Raw genomic sequence first — 15,750 nt, forward strand, 5'->3', positions numbered from 1 at the left:
ATTCTTTCACCTTCAAATTAGATGAAAATGAAACCATTTATAAAACAAATCAGCTATTGGCTTGGAATACTTGCTTGTTCTTGGACGATGTATTCTTGCTCAGAAAGCTTCCTGGATGTTCCACCACAAAATGAACAAACTCCTGAAGACAAATTGTCAACCAACGAGGCCGCTGCTCAAGTGGTCAATGCAATTTACAATAAACTACTCGACTGGAACCAACATACGTTTGCCTGGATTGGCATTACCAGTATTACCTCAGACGATGCCGACAAAGGCAGTGTGCCGGGCGATACAGGCACGGATAAGAACCTGTTGGACAATTTCACCTTTAGCGTGGACGCAGTCTCGTTCAATGAGGTTTGGGTGGCAAACTATCAGGGAATTGCCCGGGCCAATCAAGCTTTGAAAGTCATTCCGGACTTTACCATCGAAGAACGCGTCAAAAACCGTTTGATGGGAGAAGCCCGGTTCTTAAGAGCTTATTTTTATTTCAACCTGGTCCGTTCCTTCGGAGGAGTTCCTTTGATTGAAAAAATACCGGACCCTACCAATACGCAAGAACTGGAACAAGCCCGTACCCGTGCGTCCAAAGAGCAGATTTACCAACTGATTATCAACGACCTTCAATTTGCCATTGAAAATTTATACCCCAAAAGTGAATTGGGTCCTGAAGACGTAGGCCGGGCTACTGTAGGAGCAGCCAAAACGTTTTTGGCAAAAGTAAACATGTACTTAAACAATTGGTCGGAAGTGTCCCGGCTGACCAACGAAGTAATTTCTTCCGGAGAATATGCTTTGGTTGATGATTATGCAACTATTTGGCGAGAGGTGGGAGAAAATTCCGTCGAATCGATTTTTGAAGTGCAGGGCCGGGGGGATACTCCGAACAAGGGTCTGCAAGGCTATACCGCCACTCAAGGAGTACGCGGACAATTTGGCTGGGGATTTAATACCCCTACCGAAGACCTGGCCAATACTTATGAGGTGGGAGATACCCGAAAGGAGGCCACCATTATTTTTCCGGGAGAAACGCTCTGGGACGGAGTGGAGATCATTACCGATGTACCCAACCCTTACTACAATCAAAAAGCCTATATCAGCCGGGTACAAGAGACCTTTAACGGAAATGATTGGGAATCCAACAAAAACTTACGGGTTTTCCGCTTTGCCGAAGTTTTACTGATGAATGCAGAGGCTGCCAATGAATTGGGAATGGACGCTTTGACATCACTCAACTTAGTGCGAGATAGGGCCAAATTAGCTCCTGTCAACGAAACAGACCCGAACAAACTCCGGAAAATCATCTGGCATGAACGGCGGGTAGAACTTGCCTTTGAACACGACCGCTTCTTTGACTTGGTGCGTCAAGGCAGGGCCGGGGAAGTATTGAGAGCTCATGGTAAAAACTTTGTGGATGGAAAACACGAACTCTTTCCCATCCCTCAAAGCCAAATAAACTTGAGTGAAGGAAAACTCCTTCAAAACCCCGGATATTGATTTTGATCAACTCTTACATTTCGATGGAAAACCAAACTACCTGTCTGGCTACACCCAGTAGCCGAGCAGGTAATTTTTAAACACTTTGAAAATTGGAAGTTCATTTCAACCGGCTTCAAATAAAGATGTATACACAACGCCTGTATTCAAAACAGAAGCCAACTTTAATAATCATTTTTAACTTAATCTTTCAAAACAACTAACAAGAATGACCCAAAATATTTCCTTATTATTAATCGCCAGTTGGCTAATGATCGGTTGTACTCCTAACAAACAGGGTGATCAGGATCATACAGCACCACAAACCGTTGAAATCAGCGAAGACTCCTTACTGAATTTGGTCCAATATCATACCTTCCAATATTTCTGGGATGGAGCAGAGCCTACTTCAGGGGCGGCACGGGAACGGTACCATTCCGATAATGTCTATCCACAAAATGACAAACATATTGTGACTACCGGAGGTACGGGTTTTGGAATAATGGCTATTTTGGTTGGTATTGAACGGGGCTTCATCACCCGGGAACAAGGCTTTCAACGCTTACACCAACTGGTCAACTGGCTGGAAAAAGCCGATCGTTTTCATGGCGCTTGGCCTCATTGGATGAACGGGGAAACGGGCAAGGTAAAGCCTTTCAGTCAAAAGGATGACGGAGGGGATTTGGTCGAGACCGCATTTTTAGCCCAAGGATTGTTATGTGCACGACAATATTTCTTAAATGGAAATGAGGAAGAAAAAGCCCTGACTCAAAAAATTGATACACTCTGGAAACAAATCGAATGGGACTGGTATACCAAAGGAGGAGAAGACGTCTTGTATTGGCACTGGTCACCTACCTATGGCTGGGAAATGAATTTTCCTGTAGAAGGCTATAACGAAGGACTGATTATGTATGTTTTGGCGGCATCATCCCCTACACATGGAATTCCTCCCGAGGCTTATCACAAAGGTTGGGCTAGAAACGGGAACATCAAAAACGATCCCAATCACCAGCAATATGGTTATCACCTGGCTTTAAAACACAACGATGCAATACAGTACGGTGGGCCGCTCTTTTGGGAACATTATTCTTTTCTGGGTTTGGACCCTCGCAACCTGAAGGACCAGTATGCTGATTACTGGGAACACAACAAAAATCATGTGTTGATCAACCGTCAGTATTGTATTAAAAATCCAAAAAATCATCAAGGATATGGGGAAAATTGTTGGGGCCTGACCTCCAGCTATTCGGTTAATGGCTATGCCGGACACAGTCCTAAAAACGACCTGGGGGTGATTTCGCCTACAGCAGCCCTTTCTTCTTTCCCCTATGCCCCCAAGGAGGTGATGGTTGTATTAAAACATTTTTACTTTGACTTGGGTGATAAAATCTGGGGAGAATACGGGTTTTATGATGCTTTTAATCAACAAGAAAACTGGTATCCCACACAGTATCTGGCTATCGATCAGGGGCCTATTGTGGTAATGATCGAAAACCACCGTACCGGTTTGCTCTGGAGCTTGTTCATGAGTTGTCCGGAAGTGCAAATGGGTTTGGAAAAGCTGGGATTTGAAAGTCTTTAAACGACAAACCTTCCAGGTTTTAAAAACTTGGAAGGTGTAAGCAAGTGACTTTATCTATGAGCTTAAAATAATGATTAAAAAAAATATGAAAATTAGAATTGTCGTCCTCCTAAGTATGATCATATATGCCTGTAGCCCTGTAGAACAACAAGGCACTCAGGCAAGTTTTTCCGGTGAGAAAGACAATCCGGAAATTTACCGTAAAGCAACAGAATTGCTGAACAAAATGACCCTACAGGAAAAAATCGGCCAGCTGAATCTATTCACGAGTGACTGGGATGTCACTGGGCCTACCATGCGCAAAGGGTATAAAGAAGATATCAAGGCAGGAAAAGTAGGAGCTATTTTCAATGCCTACACCGCTAATTATACCCGCGAACTTCAACGATTAGCAGTAGAAGAAACCCGTTTAGGCATTCCCCTACTTTTTGGTTACGATGTCATTCATGGCCATCGCACCATTTTCCCTATTTCTTTGGGAGAGGCCGCCAGTTGGGATTTGGCAGCAATGGAATCTTCCGCCAAAGTAGCAGCCACTGAGGCCGCGGCAGAAGGCATTCACTGGACCTTCGCTCCCATGGTAGACATAGCCCGCGACCCTCGTTGGGGCCGGGTATCCGAGGGCGCAGGTGAAGACACCTACTTGGGAGTACAAATCGCCAAAGCAAGGGTAAAAGGTTTTCAAGGAGACGACTTGTCAGCAGAAAATACGGTATTGGCCTGTGCCAAGCATTTTGCAGCGTATGGAATGGCTCAAGCCGGTCGTGATTATCACACAGTTGATATGTCCGAAAGGGTGCTCAGAGAAGTGTACTTGCCTCCATTCAAAGCTTGCGTGGACGCAGGAGTGGCTACTTTTATGAGCTCATTTAATGAATTGGACGGAATGCCTGCTTCGGGAAATGCTTACTTATTCAAAGAAATTTTGCGAGATGAGTGGGGTTTTAACGGCTTTGTAGTGACGGATTATACATCGATCAATGAAATGATTCCACACGGGGTGGCAACCAATGAATACGAAGCCGGTGCTCTGGCGATGAATGCAGGTATCGATATGGATATGCAGGGTGCCGTATATGCCAATCATTTGGAACAATTGGTGAAAGATGAAAAAGTTACCTTACAACAAATTGACAATGCGGTGATGAATATTTTACTGATGAAATACCGCCTAGGCTTGTTTGACGATCCGTATAAATACTGCAATGAAGAACGGGAAAAAGCCGTCATCATGTCGGATGAACACCTGGCCATCGCCCGGGATGTCGCCCGCAAATCCATCGTCTTGTTAAAAAACGAGGGACAAACATTACCCCTTAAAACAGAAAATATCAAGATAGGTCTCATCGGTCCTTTAGCGGATGCCCGTAGAGATTTGATAGGCTCTTGGTCGGCTGCAGGAGATTGGAAAAAATCCGTCACCCTAAAAGAAGGCTTAGAGAAACAATTGGGTCAAAACGGCCAACTTTTATATGCCAAAGGTTGTGAAATCAACGATCAGGAGCAAAAGGGCTTTACGGAGGCCCTAGCCGTTGCTCAAAAATCGGATGTAGTTGTACTCGTTTTGGGTGAAGCCTGGGATATGTCCGGAGAGGCAGCCAGCCGTTCTGACATCACGCTACCTGGCGTACAAACAGACCTGCTACAAGCCCTTCAACAAACCGGAAAACCCCTTATAGTTGTCTTAATGAACGGAAGACCTCTGGCCTTGGAAAAAGAAGTGTCTTTGGCAAATGCTATGTTAGAAACCTGGTTCTTAGGTACTACTGCCGGAGATGCCATTGCCGATGTGATTTTTGGAAAATACAACCCTTCCGGAAAATTGCCCATTACCTTTCCTCGAAGCGTAGGCCAAGTCCCCACCTTCTATAATATGAAAAATACGGGACGCCCTATGGACCCGAACAATAAATACACGTCCAAATACCTGGACATTCCCAATACACCTCTGTTTCCATTTGGGTTTGGCTTGAGCTATTCCTCTTTTGAATATACAGGGTTGGAAGTAAGTACTTCTCAACTGCCCTTTAATGGAAAACTGGAGGTAAGTGTTTCTGTTAAAAATACAGGCACTGTGTCGGGTGAAGAGGTAGTACAATTGTATATCCGCGATTTGGTGGCCAGCGTTACCCGTCCGGTGAAGGAATTAAAAGGCTTCCAGAAAATTTTGCTCACTCCCGGAGAAAGCCGTACTGTCTCTTTCGAATTGACTTCTGATGACTTGGCTTTTTATACCAAAGACATGACATTTACAGCTGAACCTGGGAAGTTTAAAGTGATGGTCGGAACAAATTCCGAAGAGTTACAAGAAACAGAATTTGAATTGACGGGGAAAAGTGTCCATTAAAATCAAATGCCAACATGAGGGGCCCCCTTGCATCCGGAAATGCCTGGGGGCTTTTCGCTATGGCAAGAAAAAATATTTTCCTAAGCCCACAGTAAAAATATAATTCCCATATAAGGCATGTTCTATGGATACTGCCAATACGGATTTACTTTTTAAATAGGTCCAGGCAAAAATGATACTGCCGAAAAAGGTCATTACCAAACACAATAGATTATTGAAAATGATATGCGAAAAGGAAAATAACAGGGCATTCATTAATAATAATGCCCAAGGTTTTTGAAACAATTCTTTATAACGGTGAAAGAAAAAAGCCCTGTAAATCACTTCCTGAGGAAACACTGACCATAACGGATATAATAAAATTGTAAGTAACCACATATTCGGATTGTGGGCCGGAAAATCAAAAAGCGAGGAAGGTTCATAAACTCGCACAGCCACTGTGGTCAGAACCACAAACAACAAATAGCGCAACAGGTGAACACGCCAATAACGCCAGGTGCGCAATTTCCACCAATTAAATTCAAAATTTTTGTCTTTATATAAAATAGCAATCGCTAAAGTAAATACGGCAAGAAGGGGAATGGATTTGTGAAAGGGAATCAAATCAAATTTGTATAGTAATGGAATCCCCACAAAAAGCCCACATAATTCAACCATTTTCAGGAGCTTCATAGGTTCGTTTCAGTTTGTAAACTAAAGATGAAATAGCTGGCTAATTTGTTTACAATGAATTCATAAAAATAATTCCTGAAGGACGTGGAGGAGCAAATCCTTGTGGTGAATATATGTGAACAGATGTGAGCAAATGAATGATATAGCCCATTAGATCATCAGAATGCAAAAACCCTTCAAGGCATCTTCAACATTGTGCCAGAATTATACATAAAGCACAAGTCAAATAGCCTTGAAGGGTAAAAGTGTATAGTAAAACCTTTCCTTACAGAACGTTCCGTAAGCGTATGTTTAATTCGCGTTTCCCTCCTTGAGATAAGGAAGGAATCACCAAATAACCTTCGGGCCTTCCCGGCTCAATCATTTTAACTTCGGAAATCCCTTTACCTGTTGTGAATACCACCTCGGTATTTTCTATTTGTCCGGCAAATGGCAGGTAGATTACAGTGGCTCCGGTTTGTCCTTCAGGTTCTTCCCAAATACAGGAAAAAGAATTGCTGTCTGTACGATAAGCCAACAAGTTTCCCACAGTTTGCATAGGATATGGTCTAATGATCGCAGATAGATAGGTTGGCTCATTGAGAAGATCACTATATTCCCAATATGTATTGCCACATAAGTATTTTTCGAATTCCTTCATCATATGAGATACGGCTGGCAAGGCATTGCTTGTTCCGTAAAAAGCACCCCATTCTCCAACCAACATTGGCATATTTAACCTTTGAGAGCTTTGATAATGGTGTTGCATAATGAGCTCCACCCGTTCAAAAGTGGGCGTTCCACCCAGATCCGTATCCACTACAATATCATATGCATGAGGTGCATAACCTTGTTGGGGATCGCGCATTCCTTTGCCCGTCATTAGCGGTTCAATTCCTGTCAACACACCCATATTGCTATTAATGTTCGTCTCCATGAAAAGGATGTGTTTGTTGTCGACCTCCCGGATTGCATTGGCTACCTTTTGATAAAAAGGCATTAGTTTTTCCTTCTCAAAGGCCTGAAACACATGATTCAGCGTGTCGATTGTGGCAGCATAAACCTCAATATCGTTTAATTTCTGTAACACTTGTACACGTTGTTCAGGTGAACTCCACATTTGCCCGATTTGCTCGACACTCCAACTTCCTTCACCATCTGTTTCGTGTAACACTTCTGCCAAACGTGCTGCGATGAATGGCATGGACTGTAAATACAGCGAGCCACTTACAGGTTCGTTCATCAGGTCATATCCGATTACGGTAGGTTCGTTGGCATAACGTTGTGCGATTTTCTTCCAAACATTAGCATAGTGATCTTGCACTCCTACTCCATCACTGGCTTTGGCATTGATCCAAAAATTATCAAATGCCGTTTGTACTGCCGGACTGGTAAAATACGCATCACTCCAAACCGGGCCATCCGCAATATGGGGCTTTCCTTCATCTAAGGTTGCCCAGGCAGGAGCACCATCGGCAAATTTTTGACTAAACAGATCCTGATGCATATCCAGAAACACATACAAGCCTGCTTCTTTGGCCCAAGCAATTTGTTCATCAATTCCTTTTAAGTAAGCTTCGTTGATCAATCCGGGTTCCGGTTCCAAACCATCCCAAATCACCCCTAAACGGATGCAATTAAATCCCCATTGCTTAAACTGCTGAAAATCCGCTTTACTCACATGCCCCAGATAATTTGTAGAAGCTTCTTTATTTACCACATTCACCCCATGTAAAATAAGCTGCTGCCCCTCCGGATCAAGAAACTTTTGCCCTTGTGAAGTGACAAATTTTTCTGTTTCTGCCGTTTTTTCTTCTTTTTCTGACTGGGGCGTAAGGCAGGCCTGTAGCACTGCCCCTAAAATGCCCAGCCATAAAATGTTGGTTAGTACATATTTCATTTTGTGAATAATTAGTCTTGCTCACAAAACTGGGAGGACCATAGGAAAGGGAAAAGCAAAAAGTGGTGAAATGCTCAAAACAATGGGTAAGATGCTCAAGACTTCGTATACAAAATACGCCCGGTTATTCAATAAACCGGGCGCTAATCACTGAAATCTATCTGTATGGGAGTTCTTTGTTATCAGGAGGCCGCTGCACGGCGGTTTAATTCAGGTTTATCATAGCCAAACAGTTTTATATCGGGTTGGTACGCTTCGTATACCAAATCAATGGTTTCCGGAGTGTAGAAATTCAAGTACTTACTACTTTTACTCTTGTTGAGATGCGGCAGCTCACTTTTCACTTTGATGGCTTGACATATCGTAGTAAAGTCTTGGCTGAGGTTTTCAAATTTTCCGATAAAATCCACCAGGCACGTTCCATCCGTATCGTAAAAAAAGTCTTTTTGCAACTCCAGGCAATCGTTTACTCGCCAATGGATATATTCCTCAAACCCGCTCATATTCCGGATTAAATCATACTGATAGTGATGGGGACTTTTACAAATATACGTGTAATGAGACACCTGCCAGTCCCAAGGATTCCGTACAAAACCAAACTTATAATACTTCCGGAAAATTTTCCGGGGCAATTGTCCCCTAAGTTCTCTGGCCAAACTATGTTGCTCAAAGTCATCTGTAAATATCCAGGGATAATATCCTAACAGATAGAGAATTTTCTCCATCCGCTTCACTTGTGGCATGCATTTGTAAGTGTACTTCTCCAACGCTCCGCGGATGCTGGTTCCGGCAACCTTAAAGTTGTGGACAAAGATGAACTTCTTGGAATGAGAAATAAGCATGATTTCTTGGTAATTAAATGAAATAATAATTTTGGTAGCTCTTTGACACAAAGAATTGATAAATACCGGAAGTGAAGAAAGAAGATTACAGGTTGCTTTTCACAGAAACACGATCCATCACTTGAGGTTGTTTATCTTTCATTAATATTCGGCTAATTTTGGTTCTTGAAGGCTTCTTTCTTGAATTCCCCTAATTATTAGGATATCTCGTTTTTTGTAAGAAATTCAATACTCCATGATTTACAAATTGCACTTTTTACCTACTCAATGTAAGCAAAGTGCAAGTTTTGAAGCCTAAAATGATACAACCAAGTTAATGAGAAAGTCTATTTTTTGGAATTAAAAGCTATTAATAAATGCTAATGCAGATTGGGCTGTTTCCCATCCATGTATTGCATTTTGACATTACCCTCTATCATCATTCAATATGTACGAACTCATTTTACAAAATATATCCAAACACATTCAATTCACTGAAGAGGAAACCTCGTTTTTCATTTCAATGCTGAAAAAGCGTAAACTGCGGAAAAGACAATTTTTAGTGCAGAAAGGAGATATCTGTAAGCATGAAACATTCGTGATCAAAGGCTGCTTACGGGCTATTTATACCACACCCAATGCTCAGGAATACATGACTCAATTTGCCATGGAAGATTGGTGGATCAATGATTTTGAAAGCTTTTTGACAGGGAAACCGGCCACCTTGGACATTGAGGCTCTGGAGGATTGTACTTTGTTACAAATCGATTATCCGTCTTTACAATTAATCTATGAGCGCATTCCTAAATTTGAGCGGTTTTCCAGATTGATGCTTGAAAAATCATATTTATCTCTTTATAAGAGAATGGTCTCTTCCATGAGCAAACCGGCTGAGGAGCGGTACCAGGATTTTCTCAAACAATACCCCAACCTCCATCACCGTATCCCACAATACCACATCGCAGCGTATTTGGGCATTACCCCTGAATTTTTAAGTAAAATCCGTAAAAAACTTGCGAAACAATAAATCCGGTTCATTTTCTTAAACTAGTTCAAGAGAATTTCCTAAACTAGTTCATGGACTTGAAGACTTATCCTGTCTTACTTTTGCCTTATCAGTATTTTAAAAGCGCGTTTACTGAGATCAATCAAAAAAGTAAGACATTTTTAAGCTTATATCCATGAAAAAGAAATTATTGCATATAGATAGTAGTCCCCGGAAAGAACGTTCGCATTCACGGTCGCTCAGTTTGTTGTTTAGAGAAAAATGGTTGGATAACTTTCCGGAATTTGACTTAATGTACCGGGACTTGTATGTTACCCCTCCGCCTCATGTAGATGAAAATTGGATAGCGGCTGCTTTTACTCCCCCAACGAAGCGCACAATCCACCATACACAAGCTTTGGAAATCAGCGATCATCTGGTGGACCAATTTTTCGAAGCCGATTATTATCTGTTAGGAGTACCAATGTATAACTTTGGCATGCCCAGTATTCTAAAAGCCTATATAGATAATATTATCCGGGTTAACCGGACTTTCCTCTTCACCCCTGAAGACAAAGAGGCACCTTATAAGCCTTTGGTAAAAGGAAAAAAGATGTTCGTGGTAGTAGCCACCGGTGACCATGGGTATCAAAAGGGAGAAATATTGGAACCTATGAATCACCTCGAGCCTCACCTACGCACCGCTTTTGGTTTTATAGGGGTTGAGGACATTCGATTTATTTATAGCGGCAATGATGAGTTTGGAGGGGAACGATTAGAAAAATCCATCCAACAAGCCATCCATAAAATGGAAGACGAAGTTTGCAGTTTCGTGTAAAAACAATCGTAAACGAATCAACCCTGAAACAACAGTGAGTAATGTGCTTTTTTCTACACAAAGGCCATTACTCATTGTTATTTTTCTGAATAAAAATCCTTTGCAAAACAAACCGTATTCTATACAAAAGAAACAACTTCTAATAAGCCCCCTAAAAATGCGATAGCATAGTAGTATGTTAATTTATTTTTCGTAAATTTAATACCCCATTATCGGGACATGGTAAATAATCCACACAGCTAGCATCACTCTACACAGCTAACTTATTCTCACTCATTTTCATGAGTAGTACTTATCTACAAGCCTAATTTTTTTCTCAAAAAAACACACCAAATACTCCGCTACCTTTTTAGGCTATTTTTTTGGTAAGTGTAGCACTCTACACATTACCCTGGCCTGACTGTACCTTCATTTTTTATTCAAAAAAAATTATATCACTATGAAACGTTGTTTCACTTTACTTGCATTATGCATTTTTTTCTATCAGTACTCTTTTGCTCAATTTCAACATTCGTACGGGCTGGATAGCCGGGAATCAGGCTATTCCGTACAAATGACCCAGCATGACAATGGCTTTATCGTAGCGGGTACCACCAGTTTTCCGGTGATCGCCGGAGGGGACGCCACCCTGATGAAAACCGACCCGGCCGGAAACCCCCTCTGGCAAATGGCATATGGCGGAGAACGCTATGAGCAGTTCAATTCGGTAAGGTATATTGGCAATCAAGGATATGGAGCCTTGGGGCATACCAATAGCTTTGGCTTCGGAAATCACGACATGTATTTCGTGCGCACCGATTTTAATGGCAACCCGATTACCAGTAAAATCTATGGGGGAGAGAAAGACGACCGGGGACATTGTATACAAAGGATAAAAGATCCGGATATAGGAGAAGGATTCATCATGGTGGGAGAAACACAAAGCTTTCCACATATCCTACCCGGCAAAAATGTCTATGTCGTGCTTACAGACTTATTAGGAAATGTCAAGCGTGCAGTCGTGTTGGGTTATAAATACGACCAAATTGGCTATTGGATCGAACAAACCCGAGATGGCGGTTATATATTGGTGGGAAGCTCTACCTTGAACTGTACCGGCGGGAATGGTCAACTCAATGATATTTATGTTGTTCGATTAAAACCGGACCTTTCCGTAATGTGGGACCGGTATATCGGAGGTGAATTGAACGATGAGGCTTTTTGTGTGAAAGAAACGCCTAAAGGAAATTTTATCATTACCGGATATACACAAAGTTTCGGAGTAGGAAGCCAAGGGGATGCTTACCTGTTAAGTCTGGATGCAGCGGGAAACTTCCAATGGATGCGAACCTATGGCCTCGAGCGAGTGGATATTGCCAAAGGATTGATCATTGACCAAAATTCAACAGGCTCTTGGAACTATGTAGTGTCAGGGTATACCAACAGCGTTGGCCCAAACAATGCTTATATGTTTAAAACCGATGCCAACGGTAACTTACTATGGACCAATACTTACGGCATCGATAACTATGATTACAGTTACGAATTGACCCGGAGCAAACCAGGATATGTTTTCACCGGATCGGTCTCCTCCTATGGGGCGGGAAGCAACGATATCTATTTGGTAGAAACCGACCTAAACGGCAAATCGGGTACCGACTGCGAAATCCGTATGCAACAAGAAGTGATCAGACACCAACCCTGTATCACCAAAATCACTAAATTTGAATATGTCAAACCGGAATTAAGAGTAGACAGCCGGTATGAAAGGACAGATTTTGTAGTGAAAGATTGCCCGTTTGGCAGTCATTCCTCGGCAAAAGAGGCCCAAGATAACAACCTTAACAAGTTAGCGGAATTAAAAAGCGAGGCCAATGGTATCAGGATTTATCCTAACCCAAGTGCCCACCGCTTGAATTTGTCATATATCTCTGATTTTCAAAATAGTAAAATCCGGATAATTCCTATCACCGGACAGCAAGTGGTATTACAAACTACTCTGCAAAACCTGAACAAAGCGGAATTAGATATAAGCCAACTGGTAAAAGGGTTGTACATCCTGGAAATCACCAAAACAGACGGACAGGTTCAAAAATTGAAATTTTTAAAAGAGTAAAATTGAATCCAAAGATAAAGGAGCAGAAATCATCTCTGCTCCTTTATTATTTTATGAAGTGGTTTAAACGTATAGTTTTTGACCGAAAATGGAATCAAAACCGGCTCATCAAGGTACTTTTTGAAGAGAATAGCCAAAGCTATTGTTAAAAAAAGTAACACAGAGGAGGCGTTTTTGAAGCATTTTTTAGGAAAAAGAAAAAGGTTAATTCACTTCACAGTCAAAACGGTATCCGGCAAATCCTTACAACACTACATCCTTCTTTACCTCAAATTTCCCTTCCAGGCCATCGTGTTGATTACCCCCTACGAATACTTCAAATTCACCTGCTTCTACTACCCGTTGCATGTCCCGGTTCCACAGCGACAAATCTTCCGGAGTGAGCTGGAAGGTAATTTCTTTGCTTTGTCCTTTTTCAATCATCACCCGTTGAAAACCTTTTAACGTTCTTCGTGGTGTGGTTACCGAGCTGCGTACATCGTTGAGATACAATTGCACCACTTCTTCCCCATCCCGGTCGCCTGTATTGGTCACCGTGACGGAAACCGAATAATTGGCCTCCTGCCCCGTAATTTTCAAATTACTGTACTCAAAGCTGGTATAACTCAAACCATAACCAAATTCGTAAAGCGGCTTGTGACTTTCTTTGTTATAACGGTGAATGGCAGAAGGTTTCTGATTGTAATAGAAAGGCAATTGTCCTACTGAGCGAGGAAAGGTGACGGGCAAACGACCGGCCGGATTGTAATCACCAAAAAGTACCTTGGCAACTGCTTCTCCTAATTTTTCACCGGGAAACCAAGCTTCCACAACGGCCGGCACATGTTGATTGATCCAGTTAACAGACAAGGGTCTGCCATTGAGCAATACACAAACTACCGGAGTACCTGTGGCCTGAATCGCTTTGATCAGCTCCTCCTGGTTGCCAAACAAATCCAGTGATGCCACATCTTTATTTTCTTCTACCAACTCTTCCGACTCTCCCAACACCACCACAGCCACATCCGATTGACGGGCTAAATGTACGGCTGGTTGGAAATCTACTTTTTTCAAATCCCAAAGCAATTGGGCTTTGGCCCCATAGCCACCTTCCCACATTTCCAGCTTGATTTTATAGGCCTTCCCCGCTTTAAATTCCATCGGGGAGGTAGCGATATTAGTAGATCCTTTGCTCCAATTGTCTATCACCAATACATCATCCACCCATAGTCTTACTCCATCGTCAGAGCTAACCCCGATCCAACCGGAAAAGGAAGTAACCGGTTTTAAATAGCCTGTCCAACGCACGGAAAACTGATCTTCCGGCATACCTTCACCCGGAGAACCCGGCCAGTGAAAATCTACTTGCGGATCTACTTGTGTTAAAGTGGGTTCTCCTTTCAAATGCCGGTTGGCAAAATATTCCGCTTTCAAGCCCCGCTCTTTCTGATCTGGTGTCCATAAGTTAGCTTGGCTAATGGCTTGTCCTTTAAAGATCAACGGAGTGCCATTTTCATAGCGCACATTGGCCTCCGGCAAATGCGCTTTGATGCCTTCGTAAACCGTGATGGCTTTTTTCTTTTTCACTGAATATCCCCCCAAAACCGACTCATTGGCCAAGGGGCCTATCACCGCCACATTTTTCAGCGATTTACTCAAAGGCAACACCTTATTTTGGTTTTTCAGCAAGCAAATAGATTTCAAGCCTGCTTCCAAAGCCACTTCCTGATGCGCTTGGCTATGATGCCGCTCATCGATCCATTGTTGTTCGGTAAAGGGATTTTCGAAAAGTCCTAAAAGAAATTTCAGACGCAGCACATTGCCTGCCGATTGGTCGATTCGCTCTTCACTGATTTTTCCCTCCTGCACCAACTCCAATAAATACCGTTGATAATCTTCCGTGGGAAAATCGTAAAATTGCATATCAATACCGGCCTCAATGGCCTGACGTACACTCTCTTTGGGCGAATCGGAAACGTAGTGTACATTTTCCAAAAAACGGATCGCTCCCAAGTCAGACACCACGATGCCTTTAAATCCCCATTCTTTGCGCAGTACATCGGTCAACAACCATTGGTTGGCAGCACAAGGCACGCCATCCAATTCCGTATAAGCAGCCATAGTTCCCAAAGCCCCTCCTTCTTTAAAAGCTTTTTCAAATACGGGTAAATAATCCTGGCGGACAATTCTCCGGCCCAATTCCACCGGAGAGGAATTTCCCCCGGCTTGTGGCACTCCGTGTACGGCAAAGTGTTTGGGTTCGGCTATCATGGCTCGATTGCTGGTCAGGCTGTCCCCTTGGATTCCCCGGATCAAGGCCGAACCCAAGTGGGCTGCCAAATAAGGATCTTCCCCAAAGGTTTCGGCAATCCGCCCCCAGCGCGGCTCCCGGCCCAAATCCAGATTAGGCCCTAAGCCAAAGTGTACTCCGAATGCCCGGCCTTCCGTACCGATCACTTGTCCGGCCTTCTGTAACAATTCACTATCCCAGGTAGCCCCTAAAGCGATATTCATAGGCAATGCCGTACTTCCTTCGCCCAAATACCCATGCAGAAACTCACAAAGAATCAAAGCGGGTATCCCGTGGCGATTGTGATCTATAACATATTGTTGTAATTGATTGATGGTTACAGCATCTTTCGGATACAAATCATGAATTGCTCCTACTCCCAGCTCTCCTAATTGCTCTTGAGTCTTCTCAGCTGAAAAAGCCTCATTTTCTTTAAAATCAGCCCCGGAGTACATGTCCATTTGCCGGATTTTTTCTTCCAGACTCATTCGAGAAAGCAAATCTTGCACCCGGTCTTCTACGGGTAAATTGGCATTTTTATAAACGGGGGATTGATTTTGTTGGCAGGATTGGAAGATTGCTATGCATACCATCCAGCAAAAACTTAAGGAAAGGTGTTTCATCATTTTAAAGCCTGTGATTAACCGTATTCGTTTTTGTGGTTAAAATTAGGGAAACAAAATTATAAATAGTAAAAATGACTATAAGAAATCTCAGACATTTCGTTTTGCCCCTAATTTGGACTAAACAGATTATTGGTGCAGCTTTCCTAAGGAACAG

General features: G+C 42.7%; 10 protein-coding genes. 6 read left to right on the plus strand and 4 right to left on the minus strand.

What is annotated here, in order from left to right:
• Window positions 1-27 precede the first annotated feature (27 nt).
• From AAG747_RS23860 to AAG747_RS23870, 3 genes are all read left to right on the plus strand, one after another.
• Complete coding sequence (locus AAG747_RS23860) at window positions 28-1,500, plus strand: RagB/SusD family nutrient uptake outer membrane protein (RefSeq protein ID WP_346823762.1); 1,473 nt, start codon at window positions 28-30, stop codon at window positions 1,498-1,500.
• 208 nt (window positions 1,501-1,708) lie between these two features.
• Window positions 1,709-3,064: a glucoamylase family protein gene (locus AAG747_RS23865; RefSeq protein WP_346823763.1), complete on the plus strand. Its 1,356-nt coding sequence runs from the start codon at window positions 1,709-1,711 to the stop codon at window positions 3,062-3,064.
• Between the two features lie 85 nt (window positions 3,065-3,149).
• Window positions 3,150-5,411 (plus strand): glycoside hydrolase family 3 N-terminal domain-containing protein, encoded by a 2,262-nt coding sequence (locus AAG747_RS23870; RefSeq protein WP_346823764.1) that lies wholly within the window; start codon window positions 3,150-3,152, stop codon window positions 5,409-5,411.
• Between the two features lie 57 nt (window positions 5,412-5,468).
• Here AAG747_RS23870 and AAG747_RS23875 read toward each other — a convergent pair whose 3' ends face one another.
• The 3 genes from AAG747_RS23875 to AAG747_RS23885 form a co-directional block, all read right to left on the minus strand.
• On the minus strand, window positions 5,469-6,083 hold the full coding sequence (locus AAG747_RS23875; RefSeq protein WP_346823765.1) for a CPBP family intramembrane glutamic endopeptidase: 615 nt from the start codon (window positions 6,081-6,083) through the stop codon (window positions 5,469-5,471).
• A gap of 265 nt (window positions 6,084-6,348) precedes the next feature.
• Window positions 6,349-7,962, minus strand: a complete 1,614-nt coding sequence (locus tag AAG747_RS23880; protein WP_346823766.1) for a cellulase family glycosylhydrolase — start codon at window positions 7,960-7,962, stop codon at window positions 6,349-6,351.
• Window positions 7,963-8,144: 182 nt separating this feature from the next.
• Window positions 8,145-8,804 carry a sulfotransferase family 2 domain-containing protein gene (locus AAG747_RS23885; protein ID WP_346823767.1) on the minus strand — a complete coding sequence of 220 codons (660 nt, stop codon included), beginning with the start codon at window positions 8,802-8,804 and terminating at the stop codon, window positions 8,145-8,147.
• A gap of 427 nt (window positions 8,805-9,231) precedes the next feature.
• On the opposite strand from AAG747_RS23885, the gene AAG747_RS23890 reads away from it, so the two are divergent.
• The 3 genes from AAG747_RS23890 to AAG747_RS23900 all read left to right on the plus strand — a co-directional run bounded on the left by AAG747_RS23890 (window position 9,232) and on the right by AAG747_RS23900 (window position 12,701).
• A complete protein-coding gene (locus AAG747_RS23890; RefSeq protein WP_346823768.1) occupies window positions 9,232-9,810 on the plus strand; it encodes a Crp/Fnr family transcriptional regulator in 579 nt (192 codons plus the stop codon).
• A gap of 154 nt (window positions 9,811-9,964) precedes the next feature.
• Window positions 9,965-10,606: an FMN-dependent NADH-azoreductase gene (locus tag AAG747_RS23895; RefSeq protein WP_346823769.1), complete on the plus strand. Its 642-nt coding sequence runs from the start codon at window positions 9,965-9,967 to the stop codon at window positions 10,604-10,606.
• Window positions 10,607-11,045: 439 nt separating this feature from the next.
• The gene (locus tag AAG747_RS23900) at window positions 11,046-12,701 is read left to right on the plus strand and encodes a T9SS type A sorting domain-containing protein (RefSeq protein ID WP_346823770.1); all 1,656 of its coding nucleotides are present in this window, start codon (window positions 11,046-11,048) and stop codon (window positions 12,699-12,701) included.
• A gap of 243 nt (window positions 12,702-12,944) precedes the next feature.
• Here AAG747_RS23900 and AAG747_RS23905 read toward each other — a convergent pair whose 3' ends face one another.
• Window positions 12,945-15,596 carry a glycoside hydrolase family 3 N-terminal domain-containing protein gene (locus AAG747_RS23905; protein WP_346823771.1) on the minus strand — a complete coding sequence of 884 codons (2,652 nt, stop codon included), beginning with the start codon at window positions 15,594-15,596 and terminating at the stop codon, window positions 12,945-12,947.
• Window positions 15,597-15,750 lie beyond the last annotated feature (154 nt).

The organism is Rapidithrix thailandica (assembly GCF_039710355.1).
Lineage (GTDB): Bacteria > Bacteroidota > Bacteroidia > Cytophagales > Flammeovirgaceae > Rapidithrix > Rapidithrix thailandica.